Annotated in this window: 26 protein-coding genes and 1 pseudogene; 14 read left to right on the forward strand and 13 right to left on the reverse strand. The window is 53.6% G+C overall.

Annotation, left to right across the window (positions count from 1 at the left end):
• Window positions 1–18: 18 nt before the first annotated feature.
• From HNV11_RS03905 to HNV11_RS03915, 3 genes and pseudogenes are all read right to left on the reverse strand, one after another.
• Window positions 19–1,188 (reverse strand): glycosyltransferase family 87 protein, encoded by a 1,170-nt coding sequence (locus HNV11_RS03905; RefSeq protein WP_171738416.1) that lies wholly within the window; start codon window positions 1,186–1,188, stop codon window positions 19–21.
• 13 nt (window positions 1,189–1,201) lie between these two features.
• On the reverse strand, window positions 1,202–2,029 hold the full coding sequence (locus HNV11_RS03910) for a polysaccharide deacetylase family protein (RefSeq protein WP_171738417.1): 828 nt from the start codon (window positions 2,027–2,029) through the stop codon (window positions 1,202–1,204).
• Window positions 1,948–2,981 (reverse strand): annotated as a pseudogene (locus HNV11_RS03915) (glycosyltransferase family 2 protein). The gene HNV11_RS03910 and the pseudogene HNV11_RS03915 overlap by 82 nt, the downstream one beginning before the upstream one ends.
• A 146-nt stretch (window positions 2,982–3,127) precedes the next feature.
• Here HNV11_RS03915 and HNV11_RS03920 point away from each other — a divergent pair.
• Both HNV11_RS03920 and HNV11_RS03925 read left to right on the forward strand, forming a co-directional pair.
• The gene (locus HNV11_RS03920; RefSeq protein WP_171738418.1) at window positions 3,128–4,123 is read left to right on the forward strand and encodes an ion channel; all 996 of its coding nucleotides are present in this window, start codon (window positions 3,128–3,130) and stop codon (window positions 4,121–4,123) included.
• 41 nt (window positions 4,124–4,164) lie between these two features.
• A complete protein-coding gene (locus HNV11_RS03925) occupies window positions 4,165–5,073 on the forward strand; it encodes a S66 peptidase family protein (RefSeq protein WP_171738419.1) in 909 nt (302 codons plus the stop codon).
• A 34-nt stretch (window positions 5,074–5,107) separates the two neighbouring features.
• Here the strand turns inward: HNV11_RS03925 and HNV11_RS03930 are convergent, their stop codons facing one another.
• Window positions 5,108–6,178, reverse strand: a complete 1,071-nt coding sequence (locus HNV11_RS03930; RefSeq protein ID WP_171738420.1) for a M42 family metallopeptidase — start codon at window positions 6,176–6,178, stop codon at window positions 5,108–5,110.
• A gap of 135 nt (window positions 6,179–6,313) precedes the next feature.
• Window positions 6,314–6,727, reverse strand: coding sequence for a helix-turn-helix domain-containing protein (locus HNV11_RS03935; RefSeq protein WP_171738421.1), 414 nt, complete (start codon window positions 6,725–6,727; stop codon window positions 6,314–6,316).
• A gap of 176 nt (window positions 6,728–6,903) precedes the next feature.
• Here HNV11_RS03935 and HNV11_RS03940 point away from each other — a divergent pair, with 176 nt between their 5' ends.
• The 9 genes from HNV11_RS03940 to argB all read left to right on the forward strand — a co-directional run bounded on the left by HNV11_RS03940 (window position 6,904) and on the right by argB (window position 15,474).
• On the forward strand, window positions 6,904–7,587 hold the full coding sequence (locus HNV11_RS03940) for a ClpP family protease (protein WP_171738422.1): 684 nt from the start codon (window positions 6,904–6,906) through the stop codon (window positions 7,585–7,587).
• A gap of 155 nt (window positions 7,588–7,742) precedes the next feature.
• Window positions 7,743–8,534: a hypothetical protein gene (locus tag HNV11_RS03945; protein WP_171738423.1), complete on the forward strand. Its 792-nt coding sequence runs from the start codon at window positions 7,743–7,745 to the stop codon at window positions 8,532–8,534.
• A 208-nt stretch (window positions 8,535–8,742) separates the two neighbouring features.
• Entirely contained in the window at window positions 8,743–9,975 is a 1,233-nt protein-coding gene (gene clpX, locus HNV11_RS03950; RefSeq protein ID WP_171738424.1) for an ATP-dependent Clp protease ATP-binding subunit ClpX, read from the forward strand.
• A gap of 164 nt (window positions 9,976–10,139) precedes the next feature.
• Window positions 10,140–10,742 (forward strand): hypothetical protein, encoded by a 603-nt coding sequence (locus HNV11_RS03955; RefSeq protein WP_171738425.1) that lies wholly within the window; start codon window positions 10,140–10,142, stop codon window positions 10,740–10,742.
• Window positions 10,743–10,956: 214 nt separating this feature from the next.
• Complete coding sequence (locus HNV11_RS03960; RefSeq protein WP_171738426.1) at window positions 10,957–11,556, forward strand: hypothetical protein; 600 nt, start codon at window positions 10,957–10,959, stop codon at window positions 11,554–11,556.
• Window positions 11,557–11,610: 54 nt separating this feature from the next.
• Window positions 11,611–12,330, forward strand: a complete 720-nt coding sequence (locus HNV11_RS03965) for an alpha/beta fold hydrolase (RefSeq protein WP_171738427.1) — start codon at window positions 11,611–11,613, stop codon at window positions 12,328–12,330.
• A gap of 142 nt (window positions 12,331–12,472) precedes the next feature.
• On the forward strand, window positions 12,473–13,606 hold the full coding sequence (locus HNV11_RS03970; protein WP_171738428.1) for an aspartate aminotransferase family protein: 1,134 nt from the start codon (window positions 12,473–12,475) through the stop codon (window positions 13,604–13,606).
• An 84-nt stretch (window positions 13,607–13,690) separates the two neighbouring features.
• Entirely contained in the window at window positions 13,691–14,659 is a 969-nt protein-coding gene (locus HNV11_RS03975) for an N-acetylornithine carbamoyltransferase (protein ID WP_171738429.1), read from the forward strand.
• A 5-nt stretch (window positions 14,660–14,664) separates the two neighbouring features.
• The gene (argB, locus tag HNV11_RS03980; RefSeq protein WP_240163754.1) at window positions 14,665–15,474 is read left to right on the forward strand and encodes an acetylglutamate kinase; all 810 of its coding nucleotides are present in this window, start codon (window positions 14,665–14,667) and stop codon (window positions 15,472–15,474) included.
• Window positions 15,475–15,512: 38 nt separating this feature from the next.
• Here argB and HNV11_RS03985 read toward each other — a convergent pair whose 3' ends face one another.
• From HNV11_RS03985 to HNV11_RS03995, 4 genes are all read right to left on the reverse strand, one after another.
• Window positions 15,513–16,046: a C40 family peptidase gene (locus HNV11_RS03985; RefSeq protein WP_171738430.1), complete on the reverse strand. Its 534-nt coding sequence runs from the start codon at window positions 16,044–16,046 to the stop codon at window positions 15,513–15,515.
• Window positions 16,047–16,298: 252 nt separating this feature from the next.
• The gene (locus HNV11_RS03990) at window positions 16,299–18,248 is read right to left on the reverse strand and encodes a TonB-dependent receptor domain-containing protein (RefSeq protein WP_317168057.1); all 1,950 of its coding nucleotides are present in this window, start codon (window positions 18,246–18,248) and stop codon (window positions 16,299–16,301) included.
• Complete coding sequence (locus HNV11_RS24130; protein WP_317168058.1) at window positions 18,203–19,270, reverse strand: carboxypeptidase regulatory-like domain-containing protein; 1,068 nt, start codon at window positions 19,268–19,270, stop codon at window positions 18,203–18,205. The genes HNV11_RS03990 and HNV11_RS24130 overlap by 46 nt, the downstream gene beginning before the upstream one ends.
• Window positions 19,271–19,307: 37 nt before the next feature.
• Window positions 19,308–20,204, reverse strand: a complete 897-nt coding sequence (locus HNV11_RS03995) for a GLPGLI family protein (protein ID WP_171738431.1) — start codon at window positions 20,202–20,204, stop codon at window positions 19,308–19,310.
• A 122-nt stretch (window positions 20,205–20,326) separates the two neighbouring features.
• Between HNV11_RS03995 and HNV11_RS04000 the strand changes: the two genes are divergently transcribed.
• A complete protein-coding gene (locus HNV11_RS04000; protein WP_171738432.1) occupies window positions 20,327–21,082 on the forward strand; it encodes an ABC transporter substrate-binding protein in 756 nt (251 codons plus the stop codon).
• A 41-nt stretch (window positions 21,083–21,123) separates the two neighbouring features.
• Window positions 21,124–22,161 (forward strand): AraC family transcriptional regulator, encoded by a 1,038-nt coding sequence (locus HNV11_RS04005; protein ID WP_171738433.1) that lies wholly within the window; start codon window positions 21,124–21,126, stop codon window positions 22,159–22,161.
• Here the strand turns inward: HNV11_RS04005 and HNV11_RS04010 are convergent, their stop codons facing one another.
• The 4 genes from HNV11_RS04010 to HNV11_RS04025 all read right to left on the reverse strand — a co-directional run bounded on the left by HNV11_RS04010 (window position 22,162) and on the right by HNV11_RS04025 (window position 25,599).
• Window positions 22,162–22,506: a DUF4260 domain-containing protein gene (locus HNV11_RS04010; RefSeq protein WP_171738434.1), complete on the reverse strand. Its 345-nt coding sequence runs from the start codon at window positions 22,504–22,506 to the stop codon at window positions 22,162–22,164.
• A 22-nt stretch (window positions 22,507–22,528) separates the two neighbouring features.
• Window positions 22,529–23,542 carry an NAD(P)H-binding protein gene (locus tag HNV11_RS04015; RefSeq protein WP_171738435.1) on the reverse strand — a complete coding sequence of 338 codons (1,014 nt, stop codon included), beginning with the start codon at window positions 23,540–23,542 and terminating at the stop codon, window positions 22,529–22,531.
• Window positions 23,543–23,695: 153 nt separating this feature from the next.
• Complete coding sequence (locus HNV11_RS04020; RefSeq protein ID WP_171738436.1) at window positions 23,696–24,961, reverse strand: 3-phosphoshikimate 1-carboxyvinyltransferase; 1,266 nt, start codon at window positions 24,959–24,961, stop codon at window positions 23,696–23,698.
• A 38-nt stretch (window positions 24,962–24,999) separates the two neighbouring features.
• Entirely contained in the window at window positions 25,000–25,599 is a 600-nt protein-coding gene (locus tag HNV11_RS04025) for a hypothetical protein (RefSeq protein ID WP_240163756.1), read from the reverse strand.
• Between the two features lie 102 nt (window positions 25,600–25,701).
• Between HNV11_RS04025 and HNV11_RS04030 the strand changes: the two genes are divergently transcribed.
• Complete coding sequence (locus HNV11_RS04030; protein WP_171738437.1) at window positions 25,702–26,769, forward strand: Ldh family oxidoreductase; 1,068 nt, start codon at window positions 25,702–25,704, stop codon at window positions 26,767–26,769.
• Window positions 26,770–26,815: the final 46 nt, after the last annotated feature.

A 26,815-nucleotide genomic window follows, 5' to 3' on the forward strand; every position in this document is an offset into this window, starting at 1 on the left:
GCGTAGCCGATAATGTGTTTATGAATTGATCAGGGAACTCGATTTGGAAACGGAATGCATTATCGGCGAACGTACATGCATTAAGTAAATCACCCGGAACCAGATCAGGACGCAGGGCAGTGCCTTAAGCGCATAGGGCTTCGTCCACTGATCCCGCAGAACGGCCGGAAAAAAATCGCTGGGGGAAAGAACCGTAAGCACGAAGCAACTAATAAGAAGTATACGGTCCAGGGTTGACTGTGGCCCAACGAACCACCAGATCAGGACGCCGGTAACGGCCGTGATGTACGTAGGCGACTCGGATACAGGGTTGAAAATAACCTGAAAGATGAGAATGGAGGCTACCATCAGCAACCGGAATGCGCGTTGCCCGAACCGCTGGACATGCACGTAAACCGTACAGAACAGCAGCACTCCACTGCCGATAATAACCGCAGTCGGCACGTCGGGAGAAAGAAACAGGTGAATAAGCCGGTGAATCGACGTATTCGCCCATTTATCGTGATTCGACTTGAACAGCAGTTCCCGCACCCACATCTCATATTGATAGAGCAATTCGGCTGGCGACGTAAAAAGCAGGGGTAACAACCCAAGCACAAGGCCCCATAACATCATGTACACTAGGAAACGCCTTTTCTGCGGATACAGCAGAAACAGAGCGGCTGCGACCAGACTGTAGATTTTGATGTTGAACCCAAGGACAATGAAAAAGGCGGCCCAGAGCGGCTGCTTCTTTTCAAAGCTTAGAAAGGCAAAAAGGGGAATGGCGGCTATGAGCGGATTGGTCTGGCTATTGACCAGCGACGTAAACAACTCCTGCAATCCGAACCAGTACGCAAATACCTTCTGCTGTCGGGTTAGCGGCATTCGGTAAACGGCGTAAACCCACACGCCGGCAAACAGAAACTGCCATAGAAATAAGCCAACCGAGTAGGGGAGAGCAAAGATGGGCGCAAACAAAGCCGCGAACGTTGGCGCGTAATGATAATGGTCGCTGTACTGAGCTGGATACAGGGCATACAGGCTTTTACCTTCAATCAGGTGATACAGGGAGTAATAAAAGATGCTGTAGTTATTCGAACTGAACAGAATGGTGAGTTTGATGCTGGCAAAGAGCGTGGCCAGTGCGTAAACGCCGAAAACAAACCGGTAATTACTAAAAATGGATTGGCCGGGAAAAGCTGACATGCTTTAAAAAATGTTAGCGAATGGACAATTGCTCGACGAACTCATCCATCGTGCTGAATTCGCCCATTGGCTTTAAATACCGTAACAAACTTTCGACCCGGTCGAGTAGGGCGTCGCGGGAGTGCCGACGAACATACGTTGGGATATTGCCGTAGGCCGACAAGTCGGTGAATTCCCACGGATGAACGTATAAGTTCAGAAAACCGTCGGACTGGAGCGTCTGGCGGCAAAGCTGTTTATAATAGCTAAACGGAAAGTTCTTCAGGCTCAGCCAGAATAGGGGCAACCGCAGCGTTGGGGTTACCGAGGCCGGCACCTGCCACACGCCCATTTCCTGAAACGGATGCCGGGGCTCACCCCAGTGGTTATACCGACCCGGCAGGTAAGTGGGGTGCAGAGATGAATTGTACCGATAACCCGCCTGTTGCACATCGTTCGGGTCAACAAATCCCATGCGTGCCCGCCGGAATCCGGTTACGGGACGGCCAAGCAACTTTTCGAGCGCGAGCCGCGATTTGAGCAGATCAGCCGGTTCAAACGTCGTGTGGTAATAGCCATGCGACGCAATTTCGTGCTTTGTTGCCAGGCCCTGAATCAGTTCTGGCTCGTGCAGGGCGTAGTTGGCCGTTGTAAACAGCGTAGCGCGGGTGCCGACAGCATCGAAGCGTTCGGCGAGCAGTCGCAGGCCCTGCGTTGAAACGGCAATTTGTTCGCTTAAGGAAATATCATGGCCAAATTCAACGGCGGTGTCAAACTCTTCTACGTCAACGGTGAATAAAATCGCTCGGTCTCCATAGCGGTTTTGATAGGCCGGATCGGCTGCTTGGTTTGTGCTTTCCATGTTGTCGTTACGGTCTCCTCAATCTCACTGGTATCGCCGATGATATAAGCCGGTCGTTGCTTTACTTCGATGAAGGTTTTGCCTAGATAGACCCCAATAATGCCGATCATGATAAACTGAACCCCGCCGATCAGGGCCATCAGGACTACCAGAGTTGTCCAGCCCGATACAGTCGCGTTCGTGAAAAAGTATTCATACAATACTTCTGCGCCGAACAGAGTGGCAAACAATGACATGCCGAAGCCCAGCAAAACAGACAAATATAGCGGCCGTGTCGAGAACGACGTAATGCCCATGGCGGCCAGTTTGAGCATCTTGCGGAACGAGTACTTCGAGCGCCCGGCGTAACGGGCCGCCGGCTGGTAAATAATCCGGCATTGCTGGAAGCCAATCCACGAAATAGCCCCGCGCAGAAACAGATCGTTTTCTTTAAACTCGTTTATTGTGTCAACAACCTTACGGTCGAGCAGCCGGAAGTCAGCTGCACCGTCTTCAAGCTGCAGATTTGAAACATTGCGCAGTAGGGTATAGAACGCTTTTGACGTGGAGCGTTTGAACCACGATAACTTTGGGTCAGCCTGGCGGACTGTATAAACCACTTCGTAACCTTCACGCCATTTGGCAATCAGCGCAGGAATCAGCTCCGGAGGATGCTGCAGGTCGGCGTCAAGGCAGATGATGGCCTCCCCCGGGCGTGTTCATACCCGGCCCGCAGGGCCATCTGGTGGCCGAAGTTTCGGGAAAAAGATAGATACCGGACCACAGCATACGCCTTACTTAATTGGCGCAGTACGTGCCGAGTCTGATCGGTGCTGCCGTCGTCGATAATTAATAGTTCATAGGAACCATAGGGCTCCATCACAGCCATGAGCCGATGAATAAGAACCGGCAGGTTCTCTTCTTCGTTATAGGCCGGTACGATCAGACTAATCATCCCATAATCGGTTTTCATTTCTGCTTTTGGGTATGTTACGGTAGGTAATTTAGAAGCACTAAAGTAGGTAGTTATACTTATTGATGGAATGATGTTGAATTAAACTTAGCTTAAAGTTGTCATCCAGACCGACAGGTCTGTTCATTATGTTGCCTTTGTGAAATATGTCTCCAATTACATCAACGTCTCCAAAAAACTTGCGAGGGGCTGATAGCCAGCTGGTTCATCAGGAAGAGCAGCGTCAGGATCTTGGCTTCGGTACTAAGCTCAGTGAAGCGTACTCACGGCTGATTAACAAAGACGGGAGTTTTAATATAAAGCGGGTAAACGAGGCATTCTGGGACCGGCTTAATGTATACAATCGGTTGATTATGATGAGATGGGCCAGTTTTTTGAGCTGGGTTATTCTCGCTTATCTGGTGGCCAATCTAGTATTTGCCGGTATTTATATGCTGGCGGGGGCCGACAACCTGAAAAGCTCAAACGATCAGGCGTTTAATGGTGATTTCTGGAAGGCGTTCTTTTTTAGCGCGCAGACACTTACAACAGTGGGCTATGGACACATTGCTCCCAACAGTTTCCTGACCAGCTCAATTGCCGCCTTCGAATCCATGCTGGGGTTACTAGCCTTTGCCCTGGCAACCGGTTTACTGTACGGCCGGTTTTCGAGGCCAACTGCGCATATCCGTTTTTCGGCAAAAGCGGTTTTCGCACCGTATCTGGACGTAAATGGGTGGATGTTTCGGGTTATCAATGCGCGGGCCAACCAACTGATCGATGTCGAGGTCGAGGTATCTCTCTCGCGTCTCGAAACCAGGCCTGATGGTACGAAGTATCGACGGTATAACAGCCTGAATCTCGAACGACATAAGGTAGCGTTCTTTCCGACCAACTGGACGCTGGTTCATCCCATTACGACCGAAAGCCCGCTGCACGGCTGCACACCCGAAGACCTGGCTAATTCCGACGCAGAATTCCTAATTTTGCTGCGGGCAACGGACGATACGTTCTCGCAGACGGTCCACACCCGATACTCGTACCGCTACGATGAGGTGCTCTGGGGACGAAAATTCCGGGCGATGTTCGACGGGAGTCAGCATGGGATGGTGACGCTCGACCTGAACAAACTCGACGAAACCGACGAAGTCCCGCTTAATTGAACCGAAGGTAGTCGCCCGGCGACTGCCTGTTGCTTATCAGCATGCAAATTCCTTCTTTTTTACGCCCCGGCGATACAGTCGCGGTGATGTCGCCGGCCAGTTGGTTTCCCTACGAAGAACTGGCCGAGGGGCTGCGGATCTTACACGACGACTGGCAGCTCAACGTGATCGAAGGCGAAAGCTTGCGGGCGGTCGATGGCCCCTTTGCGGGCTCCGATGCGTTGCGCCGGGCCGATCTGCAGCGCTTTCTGGACGACCCGACGATACGGGCGGTGTTTGCTGCGCGCGGTGGCTATGGCTGCTACCGCATCGCCGATGGTCTTGATTTGAGTGGTTTGCAGCAACATCCCAAATGGCTCATTGGCTTTAGCGACGTAACGGTGCTGCTTAGCTTGTTTTATAATCAGGGCGTGCAAAGCCTGCACGGACTAATGCCCCGGCAATTTGGCGGGATTGAGCGGGCCGAGTCACTCGAATCGCTGCGGCAGTGGTTGTTTGGTGAGATACGGGATCAATATGCGGTGCTTGCGCATCCGCTCAACCGTTTAGGGCAGGCTACTGGGCCATTGGTCGGTGGCAACCTAACCCTGCTGATCAATTCGCTTGGCACGCCTACCGATCTGAATTTTGCAGGAACGATTCTCTTTATCGAAGATATTGACGAAACGCTTTTTTCCCTCGATCGGATGATGACGCAGTTACGTCGGTCGGGGCGGCTGGCGGGGCTGGCGGGTTTGGTCGTGGGGCAGTTTACCGACATGCGCGTAAACCTGTCGCTGCCGTTCGGCAAAGATGCCTTTGAAATCATTGCCGAGGCTGTGTCGGACTATAAGTATCCTGTCTTGTTCAACTTTCCGGCCGGGCACGTTGACTATAATCTGGCCTTGCCCATCGGCCGGACAATAAGCCTGTCGGTGGGTAAAGAAGAAGGGAAATTGGTATTTGGGTAAACTAAAAAGGGGCTGCAAGCAGCCCCTTTTTAGTTTACTTGATGTAGCGGAAATCTTCCCCCCCTTTCAGCGCGAGCAGGGTTTCGTACATGAGCCGGATTACGTTCTGGACATCGTCCATGTGTACCGTCTCAACGGTCGTGTGCATATACTTCAGCGGCAGCGAAATCAGAGCGGATGCGATACCCTCGGTTGCATAGGCGAACGCATCGGTATCCGTACCCGTTGAGCGACTAACGGCCTGTCGCTGAAAGGCGATGCCCTGCTGTTCAGCCACGCCGATCATGAAATCGAGCACGTTGTTCTGCACCGCCGGACCGTAACACAGCACCGGACCGTCGCCACATTTCAGGTCGCCCTGTTCTTTCTTGTCGTACTTGGGCGACTGGGTGTCATGCGTTACGTCCGTGCAGATGGCGAGGTCAGGTCGGAGCCGCCGGGCAATCATTTCAGCCCCGCGCAGGCCAATTTCTTCCTGAACCGCGTTGACAACGTAGAGCGTAAAGGGCAGCGTAACGTTGTTTTCTTTCAGCAGCCGTGCTACTTCGGCGATCATGAAACCACCCATGCGGTTGTCGAGCGCCCGACCCACAAAATAGCGCCCGTTCAACTCCATCAGGCCGTCGGAGAAGGTGCAGACCGTGCCAACATGAATGCCCATATCCAGGACTTCCTGCTTCGTGGCCGCCCCTACATCAATGAACAGGTCGGTTACCTTCGGCGCGGTGTCTTTAGCCAGATCCCGAACGTGAATAGCCGGCCAGCCGAATACTCCATCAACAACGCCTTTTTTAGTGTGCAGATGAACCCGCATGGACGGCGCAATGAGCGCATCGGAGCCGCCGTTCCGCCGAACGAACAGATAACCATCGTCGGAAATGTAATTGACAAACCACGAAATCTCGTCGGAGTGAGCCTCGATGACAACTTTATAGTCCTTGCCGGGACCAATGACTCCTACCGCTGTGCCATAGGTATCTACGATGTACTCATCGGTGTAAGGCTTAAGGTAATCCAGCCAGATTTGCTGCCCCGATGATTCAAAGCCAGTGGGGGAGGCATTATTCAGGTACTGGTACAGGAATTGTTTACTGTGTTCGTTCATTCAAAAAAGTGTTTGTAAGCGGTAGCGAATACGAAGATCCAGGGGCGGAACCGGCCCCGGCAAATGTACAAAGAGCGCGCTCATTCCCTGACTGAAGGCCGGGCTGTTTTAGAAGGATAATTTTGCGAATAAACTTCAGAATCCGATCCGCTCGCGCTTCTGCTCGACGCCCATGGACCGTAACAAATCCATTGCGATGCGGTCGTCGTATTTCCGTTTCCAGTAGTCGGCCTCCAGGCGAAGTTTATCCAGTTCCACATGTTGCTTCTCGACAGTCAGGCGGAGTTTATCCAGTTCGTGGGTAGTGGCTGGGTCAGCTTTGGGCTCAACAATCTGGGCCGATACGGCTTCGTCGGTCAGCAGGGCCAAGGGCGAGACATTAAGAGCATCGGCAATCTGGGTCAGCCGCGCAATGGTCAGGTCGGTTTTGCCGCGCTCAATGTCGCCATACGCCGTTGTGGACAGATTAAGCATATCCGCCATATTTTCCTGCGACAAACCGCGCTGGAGTCGCTGCAGTCGTATTTTTTCTGCGATGGATGCCTTCATATCAAGTAACTACGATAAATTCTAAACCAGAACCGACAGGACTTTTCGGGATGATAACGCATTTTTGTACCGTTCGGTGCAATCATACCCCGCCAGGTTACCTGGACCCGGGCGGGTTTGATCTCGAAACTTACACCATCTGTTATTGGTTTTCAAACAAAGAGTAAACGCCATTTATGAATTACGAAAAAGAATTCCGCAAATTCGCCGTGCATCATATGGGCCTGAACGGCCTGACGGTGGACGGTTACGTAAACCACACCGTTGAGAACATGACCCGCTCGGTGATTGAAGAGCGTCCCATGAACTTCCGTGAGGTGGATGTATTCTCCCGGCTGATGGCCGACCGGATCATCTTCATGGGTCTGCCCGTTGACGATAACATCGCCAATATCATTGTGGCCCAGCTTCTTTTCCTGGAGTCGGCCGATCCGAAGAAAGACATTCTGATGTATTTAAATAGCCCCGGCGGGTCGGTTTACGCGGGTCTGGGTATTTACGATACCATGCAGTACGTGCGGCCCGACGTAGCGACAGTCTGCACCAGTCTGGCCGCTTCGATGGGTGCCGTTCTGCTGGCGGGTGGTGCCGCAGGCAAGCGTTCGGCGCTGCCCCACGCCCGCATCATGATTCACCAGCCGTCGGGTGGTGCGCAGGGGCAATCGGTCGATATTGAGATTACGGCCCGCGAAATTGTTAAGCTGCGTGTGGAGCTATACGAGATTCTGGCGCATCATTCGGGCAAGACCGTTGAAGAGATTGAGAAAGATTCGGACCGTGACAAATGGATGCGGGCCGACGAAGCAAAAGAATATGGCCTGATCGACGAAGTCCTACGCCGGGACCGGCCCACGACCTAAGCCGTCGTGAACGAGTGAAAAGCGCGGGTTGCCATTGTGTAACCCGCGCTTTTTTGTTAACGATATGGGGGGGCCGGGGCCAGGGGCATGGTTTTTGTTTACTGAACAACTGAAAATATGTAGTAAGGCAGTTTAACTGAAAACGACCAGCCTGTATGAAAATTCGTGTACTCGTTCGTTGGTTTAGCGGTCTCTTTGTTGGGTTATGCGTTGCGGCCTGCTCGGTGCCCGATGCGCCTGATCCGGGGCCGGAATACCGGCTGGTCAGAACAACTTATTCGGGGCTTTCCGGACGTACGCTGAATATCGACACAACCCTCTATACGTATGATCAACTTGGTCGGTTAAGCAGTTATACATCACATGGCGAGAACCCGCAGGCCGTTCGGCGGACAATGATTTACTACAACGCCGAAAATCGCATTGACCACATTGATCAGCAACTGCCCAACGGTGGATTCCTTGATGGAACAACTCGGGTTGTTGGCTGGCGGGCTATATACCGCCATGATGCTATGGGGAATGTGGAGACCGTTACGGTGTCGAAGGCTATAGACGACTTTGCTCATTTTACGCCCTACGAAGAGTATCGGTTTATGTACGAAGCTAACCGCGTTCCGTCCCGAATAACGGTTATCAAGCTCAATACCAACCAGGCTGATAATTACGATTATACGTATTCGGAAGGAAATATCATTCGCGTCCGGCACACATCCGTTCTGCTGGCAAAGGCCGAAGAAGTTACGTATGAATATGACGACAGGCAGAACGTCAATAAAGGAATCATCAGGCTTACGCCGGACCTGGACTATTATAATCGAAACAACCGGATTACGGGTCTGACGCCTTTTTATGACGAGCGGGGATTACTGGTAAAAACCACATCGCCGGGCCAAATTCGCGATAACATTACGTTGTACACCTATGAAGAGGTGACCAGAAACTAATCCCTTGGCGCTGATAGTTTGGGGAATTGACCGCCGGTGGATAAATTTGCTTACCACAGATGACCTGGGCTCGCCTGGGTCGTTTTTTTTACTGAAATTAGACTAACAAAGCTCTTATACGATCCGTTAACCATATTCGTTCGGCAGACGCGCTGACATCACCGTTATCCGAACGAATTTAACTTCGCTATTTACACTGCAAACGTACATGCCACAAATTAGTTGCTCGTTCTGCGGACGGCGCAAAAACGAGGTGCTGCTGCTCCTGTCGGGCATCGACGCGCACATCTGCAACTACTGTATTGAACAGGGCCACCAGGTGGTACTGGAGGAAATGCGTCCCCGTCAGAGTGAACCGACGGAGGTGCATATCAACCTCATCAAGCCAGTGGATATGAAACACCACCTCGACCAGTACGTTGTTGGGCAGGATGATGCCAAGAAAGCGATTACGGTTGCCGTGTATAACCACTATAAGCGGCTCATGCAGCCGAAAACCAATGATGATGTAACGATTGAAAAGTCGAATATCATTATGGTCGGTGAAACCGGTACCGGAAAGACTTACCTGGCCCGCTCTATCGCCAAGATTCTTGAAGTTCCGTTCTGCATTGCCGATGCGACGGTCATAACCGAAGCCGGTTACGTAGGCGAGGATGTTGAGACGATTCTGACCCGGCTGCTGCAGGCCGCTGATTATAATGTCGAAGCGGCCGAGCGAGGTATCGTTTATATTGACGAGATTGACAAAATCGCCCGAAAGTCCGACAATCCCAGCATCACCCGCGATGTTAGTGGCGAAGGGGTGCAGCAGGCCTTGCTGAAACTGCTCGAAGGCTCGGTGGTGAACGTACCGCCCCAGGGTGGCCGCAAGCACCCCGACCAGCGGATGATCTCGCTGAATACGGAAAACATTCTGTTCATTTGCGGGGGCGCGTTTGATGGTATTGAACGGCACATTACGAAGCGGATTAATACCCGACCTATTGGTTTTTCGGGCGACCGTCGCCTGAACGATAGCTTTGAAAAAGGGCATCTGATGCGCTATATCTCAGCGCTTGATCTGAAATCGTTTGGGCTGATTCCGGAACTGATTGGCCGGTTACCTATTCTGACATACCTCGAACCGCTCGACCGCGATGCGCTGATGCAGATTCTGACGGAGCCCAAAAACGCCCTCACCAAACAGTATGATAAACTGTTCCAGATGGAGGACATCAAGCTCCACTGGGACCCGAGTGCGCTCAACTACATTGTCGATCAGGCATTGCAATACGGACTTGGTGCACGCGGGCTGCGATCCATCTGCGAATCAATCATCATGGATGCCATGTTCGAAATGCCTTCGCAAACAGGCGTTAAAGAGTTTACGATTAGTTTGGAGTATGCCCGCGAGAAATTTGGCAAATCCACTACTTTTCAACTGCGTTCGGTGGCTTAGGCAGCGCATAAAATTGATTAAACTGATCCCTGGTTCTGAAAGGAGCCGGGGATTTTTTTACCAGTGAGTCGAAATTTTCTGATGGTTTATAACAAAGGGAGGGTAACCCGGTTTAGCCGTTGATAATTCAATTGTTACACCCAATTAAAACAAACGTTACGCCAATGAAAATCACTACACTACGTCTGGTAACTGGCCTGATGATGGCCACTCTGTTTGCAGCCTGTAGCCGTCCGGTGGCTTACTTTCAGCCAGGTCAGCGTGAACACATTGCGGCAACACCTGCTCCCGTTAATACGACCGAGACGCTTACGCCGGCTACTGTCGAGGCTCCGGTCGTAACAGCGGCCACAACCACCGAGCCGGTAGTGCAGGCTAACGCAGCCCTGGAGCAGGCAACTGCTCTCGTACGTAACGATGCCAAACTGTCGGCAGATAAGACCGTAGCCAAGCGATTAAATCGTGTGCGGACACTGCTGGCCTCTGCTTCGGCAAAAGGAACCCTGACGCCATCGGCTACGAACGCGCCCAGAAAGGCAGGCCTGATGGAGCGGATGATGTTGAAGAAAGTCAATAAGAAAATAAACCGGCAACTGGCCCCCGCCAATCCGGAGAAAGCGATGGCCAGTACAGGAACGCTGGCAACCGGCGCGGTGCTGGTCATTGTTGGTCTGTTGCTGCTGCTGCTCACGAGCGGCACGGGTGCAACCATCGGGCTGATATTATTGCTGGTTGGGGCGGTTGTTCTGCTGATTGGTTTATTGTGAGCCTGACAGCTACCAGGTAACCAAACTCTTGGGACGTCAATTTATGAAAGGCCTCCGTTGGCAACGAGTTTTAACTAACCGACGGAGGCTTTTTATCGCCAAATGGTTCATTAAATCATATTCAAACCGGTTTTTTACAAGGTAACCTAACAAACGGATAAGGATGCAGTTGTTGTGGTTGATAAATCCATTGTTCACATTAAAATCGTTCTCTATGAGCACGTTCTCCAAACCAATTCTTGCGGCCCTGATGGGCGCAGCCATTCTTTCATCCTGCAGCCGTCCAGTGGCTTATTTTCAGCGCACGCCAACCGAGCGGTTCTCGTCTCCGAAAACGGAAACCGTAGCCGTTGCAACGCCGGCTGAAGTGGCTGAGCCGACACCCGTAGTAGCTCCCGAGGTAACTCCTACTCCGGCTGAGCAGATTGCTCAAACCAAGGAGGTCATGAGTCAGGTAGAAGCCTACGTTCGAAATGACAGCAAGCTGGCATCGAACAAAAAACTGACTAAACGTATAGCGCGGGTAAACGAAATGCTAGCTACGTCGAGTGAGAAGGCAACCGTTTCGACAAACGCAGCGTCAAGCAAGAAAATGTCGCTGATGGAGCGCACGATGCTGAAAAAGCTGGATAAAAAAATAAAAAACCATGTAGCGCCCGATGAAGCACAGTTGAACCGGAACACACGTAACGGTATCATCATTGGCGCCATTGGTCTTATCCTGTCGCTGATTTTTGGCGGTGTTATCGGCGTTATCGGTCTGATTCTGCTCGTTGTGGGTATCGTGCTGATTCTGCTTGGTATTCTTGAGTAAACCAACCTAAGTAGCCCTGCAGGACATTCAGGTTCTGCAGGGTTTTTTTATACCATGCGTTCATCGCCAGTTATCTGCCTTATTCACGGACACGGTGTAGATGCCTCCATCTGGGACGATATCTATCCGGCTTTATCGGAGAATAAGTCAGTACTGAAGCCTGATTTCTCCCGGCTTACCAATTACTCAACCATTGAGGCTTACGCTGAAGATCTGCACGCCCGGCTAAAAATGGCTCAGGTAGAAGAAGTTATTCTAATCGGGCATTCCATGGGCGGATATATTGCCCTAGCGTTTGCCGAAGAGTACCCGGATATGGTCCGCGGACTAATTCTTTTTCATTCGACGGCTTATGCCGACGACGCAGCCAAGAAAGAGCAGCGGGCAAAAACAGTTGATGCACTGGCTAAAGAAGGCTCTGCTCCGTTTATCAATGGCCTGATGGCCAAACTGGTTGCTTCTACCTATCCCCCGGAGCAGGTTAATCGGTTAGTAGAACGCTTTCAAGGTTTGCCAGCCGCAGCCCTCATCGCCGGTATGAAAGCCATGGCCGAGCGGCCCGACCGGACGGATGTGCTTCGGAATGCTCAATTCCCTGTACTGGTGGTGCTGGGCCAGGAGGACCAGGTTATTCCGTTTGAACAGGCGAGCCAGATGGCGGGCTTATCCAGTCGAATAAACATGTCTGCACTGAACAATGCTGGTCATCTAAGCATGGTTGAGCAGCCCGAACAGGCCTTATCCATTCTTAAACCGTTTATTGATCAGTTCTAATTTATCCGGAGCCAGCTAACGTAAGGAAGCCATTGGGCTTCCTTTTTGCGTTTTAGACCCGTTTTCGCCTGATTATCCGTAAACTTGCACCGGTTTTCGCCCAAAAGGGCATTTTGCTACTTGTGTAATCAACGGTCTGATCATGGCTGATTTGTTCAATGTTTATCCGCTCTACGACATCGAACCCGTTCGGGCGCAGGGCAGCTACCTCTGGGATACACACGGTACCCGTTATCTGGATCTGTACGGCGGTCATGCTGTCATCTCGGTAGGACATACGCACCCCCGGTACGTACAGGCTCTGACCGATCAGCTTCATAAGATTTCATTCTATTCCAACTCCGTCCGGATACCGCAGCAGCAGGAACTGGCCGATAAGCTGGGCGCCTTATCAGAACACCCGGACTATGCGCTGTTTCTATGTAATTCCGGCGCCGAAGCGAACGAGAACGCGCTGAAACTGGCGTCCTTCCACACGGGCCGGACGCAGGTTGTCGCCTTCTCCAAGTCCTTTCATGGCCGAACGGCCGGGGCCGTTGCGGCTACCGACAACCCGGCTATCGTGGCTCCGGTTAATTACAAGGAACACGTTCGGTTTTTGCCTTATAACGACGTAGAAGCTGCCCGGGCGGGTATCACCAGTGAGACCTGCGCGGTCATTATTGAGGGAATCCAGGGCGTTGGCGGCATCCACGTAGCGACCGACGAGTTTCTGCAAACGCTCCGGCAGCGGTGCGACGAAACTGGCGCTGTCCTGATTCTGGACGGGGTTCAGTGCGGCTATGGTCGGTCGGGGAAATTCTTCTCGCATCAATTCAGCGGCATCGAGGCCGATATTATCTCCATGGCAAAAGGCATGGGCAATGGCTTCCCGATTGGTGGAATTCTGATTTCCCCCAAATTTAAAGCCAGTTATGGCCTGCTGGGTACGACCTTCGGGGGCAACCACCTGGCCTGTACGGCGGCTATCGCCGTGCTCGACATCATGGAAGAAGAGGGTCTGATCGAAAACGCTACCCGGATGGGCGAGTACTTCATGGACGGTATTCGCCAGATTGGCGGCTTCAAAGACCTGCGTGGCCGGGGGCTGATGATTGGCATCGAATACGATTTTCCCGTGGATGACCTACGTAAAACGTTGTTGTTTACCCATAAGCAGTTTACGGGCGTAGCCGGCAAAAACACCATCCGGCTTCTGCCTTCGCTGGCTATTGGCATCGATGAAGCCGACCAGTTTCTGGAAGCCCTCAGCCACGAAGTAAAAGTTTTATCCTAAACGGTCTTATCGTCATCAGCAGTCATTGTTAGTCAACGACTGCTGATGACTGTGTATGACTAGTGCATGACCCTCTGAATCGTAATGACCAATTTTCTCTCCCTTGCCGACGTTGCTGACCTCGATTCGCTGATTCAGTCCGGTCTGGCGGCTAAAGCCAATCCCTTCGCTGATCAGCATCTTGGCCGGAACAAAACTATCGGGTTGATTTTCTTTAATTCCAGCCTTCGCACCCGACTGAGTACGCAGAAAGCCGCTCAGAATCTGGGACTCAACGTCATGATCATGAACGTCGGGCAGGACAGTTGGGGGCTGGAAATGGAAGAGGGCGTGCTGATGAACGGCGACAAAGCCGAACACGTCCGGGAGGCTGCCGCTGTAATCGGTCGTTATTGCGACATTATTGGCATTAGGGCCTTTGCCGAGCTGAAAGACCGCGACAAAGATTATCGGGAGCAGGTCATGCACCAGTTTGCGAAGTATGCCCGGGTGCCTATTGTTAATCTCGAATCGGCTACCCGCCACCCGCTGCAGTCGTTGGCGGACTGTATTACGATTGAAGAAGCCCGCAACACGCCCAAACCGAAAGTCGTCCTGACGTGGCTGCCGCACTTCAAGCCCCTACCACAGGCGGTTGCCAACTCGTTCTCCGAGTGGATGAACGCCCGGGCCAATGCGGGGAAAGTAGAGTTTGTCATTACGCAGCCAGAAGGCTACGAACTAGCCCCCGAATTTGCTGGTAACGCCCGCGTAACGTATGACCGGGCTGAAGCCTTTGCTGGCGCCGATTTTATTTACGGTAAAAACTGGTCGTCCTACACCCAGTATGGACAGGTATTGACGCAGGACCCGTCCTGGGCCGTAACGATGGACGATATGCAGCGAACAAACGAGGGTAAATTCATGCATTGCCTGCCCGTTCGGCGTAATCTGAAGGTTTCGGATGCGGTGTTGGATAGTCCGCAGTCGCTGGTCATTGAACAGGCGGCTAACCGGGAATGGTCGGCGCAGGCCGTGTTGAAAGAAATTCTGCTTTCCTTAACTGGTCGTTAATTGTCATGCTAGACACCGATAATTCCATTATAAACAAGCTTATCGTTATCAAGATTGGGGGTAACGTCATTGATGATCCCGCTGCCCTGAAGCGGTTCTTAACGGCTTTTGCCAGCTTACCCGGTTCCAAACTGCTTGTGCATGGCGGAGGGAAAGTCGCTACACAGGTCGCCGGTAAGCTGGGTATCGAAACGACAATGGTGGAAGGCCGCCGGATAACCGACCAGCCGATGCTTGATGTGGTAACGATGGTTTACGGCGGATTAGTCAATAAGCAGATCGTTGCCAAACTACAGGCGCTGGACGTTAATGCCATTGGTATAACCGGCGCCGACGCCGGCACGATTCTCGCTCACAAGCGTCCGGTGAAGGACATCGACTACGGGATGGTTGGCGATATTGAGGAAGTCAATTCAGGACAGATTCAATTTTTTCTGAGGCAGGATTTGACGCCCGTCTTTGCGCCCATTACCTACAGCGCAGCGGGTGATCTGCTCAATACCAATGCCGACACCATGGCTTCGGCCATTGCGGTCGATATGGTTCTTCACAACGAAGTAACGCTGGTCTATTGCTTCGAGAAAAAAGGCGTTTTGGCGAACCCCGAAGATGACAACAGCGTCATCGCTGAGCTTACGCCCGCAGTTTACGCTGAATATAAAGCGGCCGGAACGATCAACAAGGGCATGATTCCCAAGCTGGATAATGCCTTTCGGGCGCTGGAAAAAGGAGTGGCGAAGGTAATCATCTGCCATGCCGACGACGTATGTTCGGCGGTTGAGCAGGGCGCGGGAACGACGCTGAAATTGAGTTGAGTTCCTGGTGTTGGTTAAATCGGGAGGTGCCAAACCGACTATTTATCGGCCAGTAGATGAATAACGCGTCGGACGCCCATAAACCGACGCTGGTAATAGTCGGCGTGCAGATAATCGTAGCGGACGCCCCCGCTCCAGGCCGAATGAATGAATTTTACGCGGTCGCCAACGACTTCGGTAATCAGGCCAACATGCCCAATCCGGTTGCCTCCTGAACTATGGCCTTTGAAGAGAATCAGATCGCCGGGCTGCGCATCGGTTTTGTCAATGGCCTGGCCGACATTGCCCTGCGCTGCGCTGGAATGCGGTAACGAAATGCCGAAATGTTTGAAGCAGAAGCGCGTGAACCCGGAGCAGTCGAACCCGCTTTGGGTGGTGCCGCCAGAACGGTAGCGGATACTGAGGTGTTGCTTGGCGAAGCTGATAACGTCGCTTACGAGCGGAATCTGCTCATAGAACGATTTTTCAGTAGAAGTTACGGCGGGTACTGATTCAGTTACGGTGGATGGAGTCTGGGCTTGAACGATGCCAAACGAGACAGTAGCAATTACTGTCAGGAGCATTTTCTTCATTATAGAAATTGGTCAAATCCAAGTTAGGTTGGATAAAACTAAGCGATTGGGGAATAAATGCCAAATAAATGAGGAGGAATTTCTACACTTTTAATTTCAGGCTTAGTATGCCATTATGTTTACTGAATTGATAGTCAATAGGTAAGTAGATTTTTGGTTACAGAAATATATTGAATTTTAATGTGCATGTTATAAACAGCAAAGAGACCGTCCGGACGGTCTCTTTGCTGTTTATAACGAAGTGTCGGGTAATTACTGATTACGTCGGAAACCACCCTGACCCCGGCCCTGACGGCCATTGGTCCGATTGAAGGGATCCTGCGGGGGCGTTACGCCCGCTCCAAACCGACGTAAGTTATAGACGAAACTGATGGTGAAATATCGGTTTAGCACCCGGCTCTGCACTTCTTCCACGTACGTGTCGGTTACGTTCCGAACGATGCTCTGGTTCTGATTTAGCAGATCGAACACCTGAAGCCGTAGCTCACCCTGTTTCTGCTTGAACAACTGCCGGGCTAAAGCCACATTCCAGAGCGTAAACGACTGGTTATAGCTGCCCGTGCTGCCGCCGTAGTGGTTAAACGTCAGGTTCGTCGTGAACGTAAACCGGAGGGGTAGCTGATAAAATAAGTCCAGCGTGGCCGACTGGTTCAGGAAGGTCGTGTTCTGCTGCGGCTGGAGCGAATACCGGGCCGACTGAAGGTTAATATTCCCGGCCAGATTCAGATCCAGTTTTTCGTCAATGTTCGTGTTCAGGCTCAGGCCCTGGCCAATCAGCCAGTTCTGAGCTAAATTGGGCTGGTTATTTACGAAGCTGGTACCCCGGTTGTAGGTCAGGTTGGTCGTCAGGTTCACGTTAACCCGCTGTTCATCAAACCGGATTGGTCGTCCCAGAACCAGGAAACCGTTCAGGGTGTAATAGCCATCCGTATTGACCGGCCGGGTCATCTGCGCGCCCGAACGGGTAAAGGTTGTCGAGTTCACAATCTTGTTATCCGTCCGGCTGACGTTTATCGAAGCAAATAAATTCCGGAAGGTTGTCGGCTCGAAACGGTTATAATTCAGTGACAGATTATGGCTGAACTCCGGTTGCAGATCAGCGTTGCCAAGCCGAATGTTCAGCGGATTCGTATTGTCCGGAACGGGTTGCAACTGGTTGACCGATGGCGCGTTGACGCGGGTTCGGTAATTCAGGCGCAGCGTCCGGTTCTTGGCGAAGTTATACGTAAACAGGGCGTTGGGCAGCAAGTTCGTAAACGTCCGGTTCAGGCTCGTGTCGCGGCTTAGATTGTTGGAACGTAAACCCGCCTGCTGAGCGTCGAAACCGAGGGCATAGGTGTATTTGAGCCGCCGGGTCTGCCAGGTCAGGCCGCCCCGGTTAGTCATGTAGGTGTTGACAAATTGGTTACTGAGTTGGGCATTCGGGCGGTCGTACTGCCCCGTAGCTTCATTGAAGTCGGCAACGGCCCGATTGGACGTATTGCGGTTGTTGGAAAGCATGTAGTGGAATTCGAGGGTCTGCCGCATGGATAGCGGTTCGGTATAGGAAACGTTGATGCTGTTCGTCATCGAACGCGTTTCCTGCTCGTTACGCTGGTTGATCGTTTGTGCAAACAACCCGCCGGTTGCTGTCTGACTGCTTCCTGGCGTAGTGGTGCCCGAAATGGGAATATTGGGTTGCGCGAACGTATTGACCGATTGGTTGATTCCTTCGTTGTCCTGGTTGTTGAGCGACGTGTTCCAGTTCAGCGATACAGTGCGGCCCCGCTTCCGAAACTTGCGGAACAGCAGTAACGAGTTGTTGCCTGTGAACCCACTGCCCGTTGACCGGTAATTGGTGTTACTGGTGTTTACCGGTCCGCCCTGTCCGTCAAACGTCTGTGACTGACTCTGATTCTGATAATCAGACTGGAGCCACGATAGGCTGGGAATTAGCCGAATCGTGGTGAGCGAGTCAATGCGATAATCGAGCCGGAGGTTAGCCCGGTGGTTGGTATTGCCGTTTTCGGAGCCATTCTGCCGGTTGGTGACAAAAGCAGAGTCGGCCTGGCTGGTCGATGTGCCGGTGCCATCGCTATTAGGAATGACGTTTTCCCGCCGACTGCGCTGGTCGGTCAGCGTGTTGGTATTTGATACGTTATAGCTGCTGACGACGTCTATCTTTTTGCCCCAGCCGTCGCGGTAGTTGATCCCCCCGCCCACGACTGCGTGATAGCGTTGTTCCCCACCTGACCCTGTCCGCCAAAATTACCGCCACCACCGCCCCCGCGAACGAGGTTTCCTCCCCGGGCATTGCCGCCCAAGCCCTGACCGCTGCCGCCGAAGTTACTGCCGAGTCCCAGGTCCTGCGCCGTAAAGCCCTGCTGGTTGATGTTATTGGCCATTCCCAGCACGGAGACCTGCTGCCCATCGTTGAAACGGTTGAGGCTGACGCGGGCCGAGTAGCGCGGGTCGTCCTGGGGCTTGGGCCCAATCGCCAGGGATTGTTGTCCGAAACTGCCTTTCCGCTTGTCCCGCTTGGTGGTGATGTTGATGGTTTTCTCGCGGTCGCCGTCGTCCACGCCCGAAAACTGCGATTGTTCGGATTGCTGATCAAAAACCTGCACTTTATCGATAATATCGGCGGGCAGATTGCGGGTTGCCATTTTAGGATCGTTACCAAAAAACGGTTTCCCATCGACCAGCACCTTTTTGACTTCCTGACCCTGCGCCTTGACGTTGCCATCGCGGTCAACCTCCATACCCGGGAGCTTTTTGAGCAGGTCTTCAACCTGCGCATTTGGCTGGGTTTTGAATGAGCCGGCATTAAATTCCAGCGTATCGCCCTTGACGGCCATGGGTGCCCGTTCGCCCTGCACCTGCACTTCGGTTAACGTCTGCGACTGGGCCACCAGATCCAGCGTACCCGCGTCGGCGGTTGGATTGTTGCTGCTAATGCTGATACGACGGGCTTTGCTGCGGTAGCCGACATACGTAACCAGGACGCGGTACTGGCCCTCCGCCACATTTTTGAAGACATACCGGCCCTCGCCGTCGGTAATGCCGAACGTAACCAGCGAAGAATCGCGGGCGAGTAGTAGCGATACTGAAGCTTCGAGCAGGGGCTGTCGGGTAGTTGAGTCAACCACTGCCCCCCGAATGATGCCGGGCTTGTCGGCATACGGCGATTGGCCAAACAGGCTGCCCGACAGCAAAGCGATTATGAAAACCAGAATCAGACGCATAAGAGGAGGAGACTGAACAAATCCGCGCGACGTAAGGCTAATTTCGGCCCGGGAATGGCATATTGGTCATCATCTTCTGCCGGAAATCGGCCATCGCTTTCCGGCGAATCTGCTCCATCTCGGCAGCGGCAATAGGTTTAGCGTTTTTAGGCGGCTGTACGCTCGTTTCGGGAACGGCCTCCAGAGACACTTTGGTTGCCTTGAACGACTCCTTATCTGATTCAATCTGCAGCACCACACCGGCCGGTGGCGTCAGATCGGCCACGGGCGAGTACGTAAAGGGTAGATCGGTCGTGTACCAGACGGTGTATGTTTCTTCGGCCGCATCGTTGCCAGTTGCTGGGGCCGCTCCGTTACCCCGCATCCGGCGATTAGGTCGGCGGGTAGCGGTGGCTTTATGGCAGAGATAACCCGCAATTTTCTTGGTTTTATCGGACGTTTGCCAGCCTTCGGGCGTGGGCATCGGGCGTTCGGTTTGGTACATCTGGGTCACTGAATCCTGTTTGATCGTCATGACCTCAATGCGTTTGTGGCCAGCCAGATCCAGAAAGGATTCCTGCTCAATCGGAAAATTCATTCGGCGATTCTGGGCGGGCCGGGGTGAGTCGCCGGGGCCGTCCATCGTCATCTGGCGAACCATATTCTGGGGCCGGTCGCGTTCTTCTTTGGCCATGTTACCGGCAAAGACCAGTTTCTGCGTAAAGGATATTACGTCGGGCATACCTTCGGGCGCATCGGGTGCCCCCGGACTACCAGGCCTGACTTCCTGCCCGTTGATTACCATGCGCATCTGCGACCGGTCGATCTGGCGCATACCTTCGTAGGTAATCCGGCCCGACAGGCGGTTTGCTGGCCCGGCTCCGGTCGTCTGGGCCTGTATAGTGCTGCCGGTGAGTAAGCCGGCCAGAAGTAGGGTGAGCGTATATCGGTTCATCGCTGTAAGGAGCGTTTTACAAAGTAAAAGTTGCATAAAATTTCAGGCATCAGATTGATAATTTGTTAAAAGCCGTTAAACGAGTACCCAGTCGGCAAATTCGACCGGCGAGTGCCTGTTCTATGCTTCCGCAACGTATTGTTTCGCTCGTGCCTTCCCAGACAGAACTGCTCATTGATCTGGGTCTGGATAAAGAGATTGTGGGTATTACTAAGTTCTGTATTCATCCAGCCGACAAGGTCCGGGATAGGGCCATTGTAGGCGGCACCAAGACGCTGCATCTTGACCGGATCAGGGTGCTGGAGCCTGATCTGATCCTGGCCAATAAAGAAGAAAATACACGCGAGCAGATTGAGGAGTTACAGCGCCAGTTTAGGGTTCACGTAACGGATGTAAATACGTTGGTCGACGCGCTGAATATGATTCGCGAGGTTGGCGAACTGACCGGTAAACGCGAGCAGGCGGAGCAACTGGTTCGGCAGTTGACAGCGTCATTCGACCAGTTGCCGCAACCGGGTCAGAACCAGCCTGCCGCGGCCTATTTTATCTGGCGGAAGCCTTACATGGTAGCGGCCCGGGCAACGTTTATTGACGCGATGCTCGAAACGGCGGGCTTTCGGAATGCCTTTGCCGATCGGACGCGCTACCCCGAAGTAACACCCGCCGACTTGCAGGCTGTCCGACCGGATTTGATCTTGCTGTCGTCGGAGCCGTACCCGTTTACGGAAAAACACATTGCCGAATTGCAGAGTATCTGCCCGTCGGCGCGGGTGCTGGTGGTTGATGGAGAGCTATTTTCGTGGTACGGAAGCCGGCTGTTGCGGGCCGCCGATTATTTTAGGAACTTACAGGGCCAAATTGCCCGGTTAACCTCCTGAACGTAATAGAGAATCTGCGCCCGGCAAACACCTTTTTGCAAATGACCAGCCCGTCAACTCCGCATACGCTCTCCATTGCATCGGTTAACCTGATTTTATTCGCAGCCCGGCAAAGGGGAGCCGATCCGGATGCGCTCGCCCGCAGCGTTGGCCTGGACCCGGCCCGGCTTGGCGATCCCGATGGACGTATTCCCATCCGGCAGGTGCAGGACCTCTGGCGCGAACTGGTGACCGTCACCGGCGACCCGAATATTGCCCTGAAACTGGGCGAGATGATTAATCCGGTTGCCGTGGGTGTGCTGGCCTACGTCATGATGCACTGCCCAACGCTGGGCAAAGCACTCGATAAGCTCTGCGAATACCAGGACATCGTTTGTGAGGGTATTCAGACGGTTGGGCGACGCGATGGCAATGAGTTCATTCTGTTGCTATACGTAACGAGCCCGGATATTATTTACCCGACCTACGCGCTGAACTCCGAGCTGGCAATTTACCAGTCGGCGTTTCGGGCGCTGACGGGACGGGCGATTACGGCTAACGAAATCTCGTTTGGCTACCCGCGTCCGGTCGATACGTCCGAACATGAGCGCGTGTTCGCCCCGGCCCGCCTTACGTTCGATGCCGATTGTACCACGATGACGCTCGATGCGTCCCTGCTCGACATCCCGATTCTGAATGCGAACCCCAGTCTGTTTCCGCTGTTTGAGCAGCACGCCAACGCCCTGCTTCAGAAACTTCCAACGGCCCGATATCAACAGCCGTCGCTGGCGGCACGCGTGAAAGGGGAAATCATCGCGCTGCTCAAGGGCGAAGAGCCGACGCTGGCAACCGTTGCCGACCGACTGGCTATGGGCGTCCGGACGCTCCAGCTCCACCTCAAAGACGAAGGCGTTACGTATCAGCAACTACTAGACGATGTTCGCCGGGATCTGGCCGTTAAGCACCTACGCGAAGCGAACCTGAGCACGACCGACATTGCTTATCTATTGGGTTTTGCCGAGCCAAGCGTGTTTTTTCGGTCGTTCAAAAAATGGACGGGCGTTACGCCGGGCGCGTTTCGACTGGGGCAGGTGGCCTAATCACAGTAGGTCTAAACTCGTGTGTTTAAAGCTGTCGAAGTACTTCAGGCCGTAGCCCGCCATCCGGTCCATGCTGGAGTGGGCAAACAGGATAATGCCGGTCAGCATCAGGTAGGGGTTATGCGTTAGCAGGCCCAGCAGCCCGATCAGAATACCCAGAGCCTTGTTATGGACAAGGTTATAGAAGACAGCTCCAACGGCAGGATTCACCAGATAGCCAAGCATACTCAGGTCGGGCAGGAGCAGCAGGACCGGAAACCACCACCAGGCAAAGGGCAAATAGGTGAACAGAACGATACAGCCCAGGAACTGAGCCAATTCTTCGAGTTTTAGCAGCGTTTTCATGAGGTTGATTGAACGTAAAGAATTACGATAAAGCGAAGGAACTGGTCGCCAATGAAGGCGTGAAAGAGCGCTTTAGCTGGTGCTCTGCGAACCACGTCAGTGTTTCGGTCAGTGCCTGACGCATGGGTGTAGGGCTAAAGTCCGGGAACGCAGCCCGTATCTTCTGATCGTCCAGCAGGACCGTGTTTTCGTAGAGATACAGCATCTCTTTTACTTCCCGCAAAACGGGTAAAAACAGGGCCAGTCCATTGATCGCAAATCGGCTGTATAGCTGAATCTTCAGGGGTTTACCGACCAGCCTGCTGATCTGTTCAAACCACGACCGAATAGAGGAAATTGTCGTGCCGCCATAGTTCCAGACTTCGTAAGGAGAAGAAGCTGACGGATCGCGCAGCATCAGCCGGGCAATTAGTTCGGCGGCATCGGGGGTATAAACCGCCTGGTGAGGAATATCGGCGTTAATAAGCCAGGGCAGCGCTTTCCCATTCAGGGCGTTCTCAAAAATGGGCCGGACACCGTCGTTGAGTACATTCGGCCCCCAGAAATCTGGCAGACGAACGTTCAGCACCCGGCAGCGTCCGGCATGGGCGGCAGCTTCGAGCAGGTCTTCCAACTCGACACGTAACTGGCCTTTCCGGCTGACCGGATTGGGTTGGCTGTCTTCCCGGATGGGCTCCTGAGCGTTACCAAAGTTGTACACGTTGCCGGGGAAAACAATCGTTGCCTGACTCTGAGCGGCTGCGTCGATGATCTTCTGGGTAACCCGGTCCATATTGCCGAACCACCGATGATACGGGTAATTGATGCCGTGGAAAATATGGGTTTTTCCCTGCGCAGTTCGGTTCAGCAAAGAAGCGTTCTGCGCGTCGCCTTCCACGATAGTGAGTGTGGGCTGATTAGAAAAAAGGGCTTCGGCTTTGGCCCGGTTCCGGACGAGGATAGTAACGGGTAGCCGGCGGGCGAGCAGGTTAGCCGTTACGGCATAGCCAATGCTGCCGGTTGCGCCCAGAATAAGCGTGTTTACTGTCGTGTGCATGAGTTTGTGAGTCAACTAGTACACGACAAAGGTCCGGCTCAGCGCTGGTCCGGTCGCTGACCGAATATGCAAACCCGACTGACCAATTACGAAAATCTTAGATTCGCGTAATCGATCAGTCGGGTTTACGTGGTGAAATCTTGGCTGGAACGGCTAAATGGACGCCTGTTTTTCGGACTGGCCCAGCGAACTGACCGTAACGACCCGCGCCATGTCGTCCCAGAAACTGGGGTATGATTTGGCGACAACGCCCGGCTCCTCGATGATGATCTCCTGCCGCAAGGCTACAGGGGAAAAAGCCATCGCCATGCGGTGGTCGTCGTACGTATCGATGGTTGCGGGCGACTGGGGAGCAGCGCTCAACTGCCGGACTTCGTAGCGATGGTTCGGCTCAGTCTCTACCAGCTCGGCCCCAATTTTTTGTAGTTCGGCTTGCAGCGCGGCAATGCGGTCGGTCTCCTTGATTTTCAGACTTTCGACACCCGTTAGCGTGAGCGTTACGCCTTTCATAGCTGCGCAAACGGCTACGGTCTGGGCCAGATCGGGGCAGTCGGTGAAATCCCAGGCCAGCGTCGTGGCGGTCTGGCCTTTCGTCAGCCGAACGCCGGTTTCGTTAAAAAGGCTTTCGACACCCAGCGAGCGCATGATCTCGACAATGGCGCTATCGCCCTGTAGGGATTTGGCTTTCAGACCCAGCAACTCAATCTCAGCGGTTTCGTCTTCGGCCAGGGCCAGTACGCTGTACCAGTAACTCGCGCCCGACCAGTCGGACTCGATGGCGTAGGGTTTTGGTGTGTAGGGTTTGGACGCAACGGTAATGGTTTTCGCTTCCCAGTCGGCCTGAACGTCAGCCCCGAAATAGCGCATCTGTTCGAGCGTCATCTCGATATAAGGCCGTGAGCCAATTGCGCCGGTCAGTTCGAGGGTCAGACCCTGCGGCAGACGGGGTGCAATCATCAGCAGGGCCGAAATATACTGGCTGCTGACGTCGCCCCGGATGCTCACCCGGTTCGTGTCGGCCGCCCGGAAGCCATTAAGCTGCAGGGGTGGGTAACCTTCATTGTTCAGGTACGTAATGTCGGCACCGAGGGTGCGCAGGGCGTCAACCAGAATACCAATCGGCCGCTCGCACATGCGGGGCGTTCCGGTCATGGTCTTCTGCTGGCCCGTCGTGGCGAAATAAGCCGTCAGGAAACGCATGGTCGTCCCGGCATCCAGTACATCGGCTGTCGAGTCGGTTGACTTCAGCAGCCGGATCATCGTCTGCGTATCGCGGGCGGTAGACAGATTTTGCAGTTCGCAGCGAAAATCGGTCAGCGCATCAATGATGAGGGCGCGGTTGCTTTCGCTCTTGGACGAAGCCAGCGGAATGGTGGCCCGGACGGGACCGGTGGGAGGGCTTAATTGTACGGCGTTCATTCCGGCAAAGATACGCCATACCCGGCCGTTCAGCCAACTTAATAGGTTCGCAATACGTTCAGGCGGTGATTTTTGTTGATCCGGATGTGCGGGTTGCTTAACCAGTGAAACAGCAGACCGCTACCAATAAACGCTCCTGTAACGGGCAGCACTCGCGCATTTATCTGTCCATTGTTGACCAGATCAGCGATCAGGTAAACGCCCCCGGCCAGCGGAAAAATCGTGCCGGCTGCCGTTACGAACGGGATTCGTCGGTGCAGCATGATCGTTTGCACCTCGTTGAGCCGGAAGGTTACGGGCTCGTCGCGGTTCATTACTTCGTTGGCGACCAGAATACTGAATGTGCTGTCGGTAACCTCGTAAAGAGACTCCCGGTACGTTTCGCCCCGGGCCTTAAAATGAATTTCGTCACCCTCAAAAAAACGGTAACGCCGAAATCCGCCAATCGTATGGTTGACGTCGAGCGTTAGGTAACGCGAGTGGCGGATCAGCGCTCTGTAAGCCGTGCCTTTCCGCTGCAGGAGTTGTTCGGTGGTGAGGGTATCGCGGGGCTGGGCAATTACAGCAGATAGGATGCACAGACTAGCGTTGATAAGAAGCAGAACAATTCGGAATGGGTGGGTTTTAAATGACTTCATAACACAATGACCTGGCCTTACTCGGATAACCTAAAACAAACCCGATTGGCTGAATTTTTACGAAAGTTTAACCCATTCGGTGCGTGATGCCTAATTTGCGCCATGATTGATGCCAACCGACTACGCTCGTTTACTGAACAGATATTTATCGCCATTGGCTGTGCCGAAGCCGACGCCCGATTAGCCGCCGATGTGCTGGTCAGCGCCGATCTGCGGGGTGTTGACTCGCACGGTGTAGCCCGTTTGCCGGGTTACGTCCGACTCTACGATCACGGCCGTATTAATCCCCAGCCGCGCATCCGGGTTGTTCATGAAACGCCTTCTACGGCCGTTGTTGACGGTGACCGGGGGCTAGGTCTGGTGGTAGGTCCCTGGGCTATGCAGGTGGCCATCGAGAAGGCCCGCCTGGCTGGAACGGGCTGGGTCGCCGTTCGAAACTCCAATCATTTCGGCATTGCGGGTTATCACGCCTTGCTGGCGGCCGATTACGATATGATCGGGCAGGCCATGACCCACGCGGCCCCGCTCGTAGCGCCGACCTTCTCGCTGGATAAGCTCCTGGGCACCAATCCTATCGCCGTAGCGATACCAGCCGCGACGGAACCCACCTTTCTGGCCGACTTTGCCAGTACGGCCGTGGCCTACGGAAAGCTCGAAATCCTGCAACGTAAAGGCCAGGACATTCCGCCGGGCTGGGCGCAGGACGCCGGAGGTCAGCCGACGACCGATGCCAACGCCATCCGCAATGGCGGTGCGCTGCTGCCGCTCGGCACCGACCGCGAACATGGCAGCCACAAAGGCTATGGACTGGGCGCTATCGTCGATATTTTTTCAGGCGTTTTGTCGGGGGCTAACTACGGTCCGTGGGTGCCGCCTTTTGCGACGGCCGGTTTCATGCAGGCCAACGAGGGCGTGGGACAGGGAACTGGTCATTTTTTCGGGGCCATGCGGATTGATGCGTTCCGGCCTGCCGATGAGTTCAAAACTCACATGGATACCTGGATTCAGCGATTCCGGCAGGCGAAGGCGGTCGAAGGAAAACAGGTTCTGATACCTGGCGACCCCGAGCGGCTGATGGAAGCTGAGCGGCTGGCAAACGGGATTCCACTGCTGGAGCCGGTCATGGACAGTCTGACCGAATTGGGGGAGCGGTTCGCCCTTAGCCTGTAAGCTGTAGCGATTTACCAGAATACAGGCTTGATTCAATTACTTCAAC

This window comes from Spirosoma taeanense (genome assembly GCF_013127955.1).
Lineage (GTDB): Bacteria > Bacteroidota > Bacteroidia > Cytophagales > Spirosomataceae > Spirosoma > Spirosoma taeanense.

What these genes read in the sequence shown, in the direction of transcription:
- HNV11_RS04025 (WP_240163756.1), bottom strand. Translation starts at nt 25,599, where the DNA reads ATGAAGTCATTTAAAACCCACCCATTCCGAATTGTTCTGCTTCTTATC.
- HNV11_RS04020 (WP_171738436.1), bottom strand. Translation starts at nt 24,961, where the DNA reads ATGAACGCCGTACAATTAAGCCCTCCCACCGGTCCCGTCCGGGCCACC.
- HNV11_RS03985 (WP_171738430.1), bottom strand. Translation starts at nt 16,046, where the DNA reads ATGAAGAAAATGCTCCTGACAGTAATTGCTACTGTCTCGTTTGGCATC.
- HNV11_RS03920 (WP_171738418.1), top strand. Translation starts at nt 3,128, where the DNA reads ATGTCTCCAATTACATCAACGTCTCCAAAAAACTTGCGAGGGGCTGAT.
- HNV11_RS03945 (WP_171738423.1), top strand. Translation starts at nt 7,743, where the DNA reads ATGAAAATTCGTGTACTCGTTCGTTGGTTTAGCGGTCTCTTTGTTGGG.
- HNV11_RS03930 (WP_171738420.1), bottom strand. Translation starts at nt 6,178, where the DNA reads ATGAACGAACACAGTAAACAATTCCTGTACCAGTACCTGAATAATGCC.
- HNV11_RS04005 (WP_171738433.1), top strand. Translation starts at nt 21,124, where the DNA reads ATGACCAGCCCGTCAACTCCGCATACGCTCTCCATTGCATCGGTTAAC.
- HNV11_RS03910 (WP_171738417.1), bottom strand. Translation starts at nt 2,029, where the DNA reads ATGGAAAGCACAAACCAAGCAGCCGATCCGGCCTATCAAAACCGCTAT.
- HNV11_RS03935 (WP_171738421.1), bottom strand. Translation starts at nt 6,727, where the DNA reads ATGAAGGCATCCATCGCAGAAAAAATACGACTGCAGCGACTCCAGCGC.
- HNV11_RS03940 (WP_171738422.1), top strand. Translation starts at nt 6,904, where the DNA reads ATGAATTACGAAAAAGAATTCCGCAAATTCGCCGTGCATCATATGGGC.
- HNV11_RS04000 (WP_171738432.1), top strand. Translation starts at nt 20,327, where the DNA reads ATGCTTCCGCAACGTATTGTTTCGCTCGTGCCTTCCCAGACAGAACTG.
- clpX (WP_171738424.1), top strand. Translation starts at nt 8,743, where the DNA reads ATGCCACAAATTAGTTGCTCGTTCTGCGGACGGCGCAAAAACGAGGTG.
- argB (WP_240163754.1), top strand. Translation starts at nt 14,665, where the DNA reads ATGCTAGACACCGATAATTCCATTATAAACAAGCTTATCGTTATCAAG.
- HNV11_RS04010 (WP_171738434.1), bottom strand. Translation starts at nt 22,506, where the DNA reads ATGAAAACGCTGCTAAAACTCGAAGAATTGGCTCAGTTCCTGGGCTGT.
- HNV11_RS03905 (WP_171738416.1), bottom strand. Translation starts at nt 1,188, where the DNA reads ATGTCAGCTTTTCCCGGCCAATCCATTTTTAGTAATTACCGGTTTGTT.
- HNV11_RS03975 (WP_171738429.1), top strand. Translation starts at nt 13,691, where the DNA reads ATGACCAATTTTCTCTCCCTTGCCGACGTTGCTGACCTCGATTCGCTG.
- HNV11_RS03995 (WP_171738431.1), bottom strand. Translation starts at nt 20,204, where the DNA reads ATGAACCGATATACGCTCACCCTACTTCTGGCCGGCTTACTCACCGGC.
- HNV11_RS03925 (WP_171738419.1), top strand. Translation starts at nt 4,165, where the DNA reads ATGCAAATTCCTTCTTTTTTACGCCCCGGCGATACAGTCGCGGTGATG.
- HNV11_RS24130 (WP_317168058.1), bottom strand. Translation starts at nt 19,270, where the DNA reads ATGCGTCTGATTCTGGTTTTCATAATCGCTTTGCTGTCGGGCAGCCTG.
- HNV11_RS03955 (WP_171738425.1), top strand. Translation starts at nt 10,140, where the DNA reads ATGAAAATCACTACACTACGTCTGGTAACTGGCCTGATGATGGCCACT.
- HNV11_RS04015 (WP_171738435.1), bottom strand. Translation starts at nt 23,542, where the DNA reads ATGCACACGACAGTAAACACGCTTATTCTGGGCGCAACCGGCAGCATT.
- HNV11_RS03960 (WP_171738426.1), top strand. Translation starts at nt 10,957, where the DNA reads ATGAGCACGTTCTCCAAACCAATTCTTGCGGCCCTGATGGGCGCAGCC.
- HNV11_RS03965 (WP_171738427.1), top strand. Translation starts at nt 11,611, where the DNA reads ATGCGTTCATCGCCAGTTATCTGCCTTATTCACGGACACGGTGTAGAT.
- HNV11_RS03970 (WP_171738428.1), top strand. Translation starts at nt 12,473, where the DNA reads ATGGCTGATTTGTTCAATGTTTATCCGCTCTACGACATCGAACCCGTT.
- HNV11_RS04030 (WP_171738437.1), top strand. Translation starts at nt 25,702, where the DNA reads ATGATTGATGCCAACCGACTACGCTCGTTTACTGAACAGATATTTATC.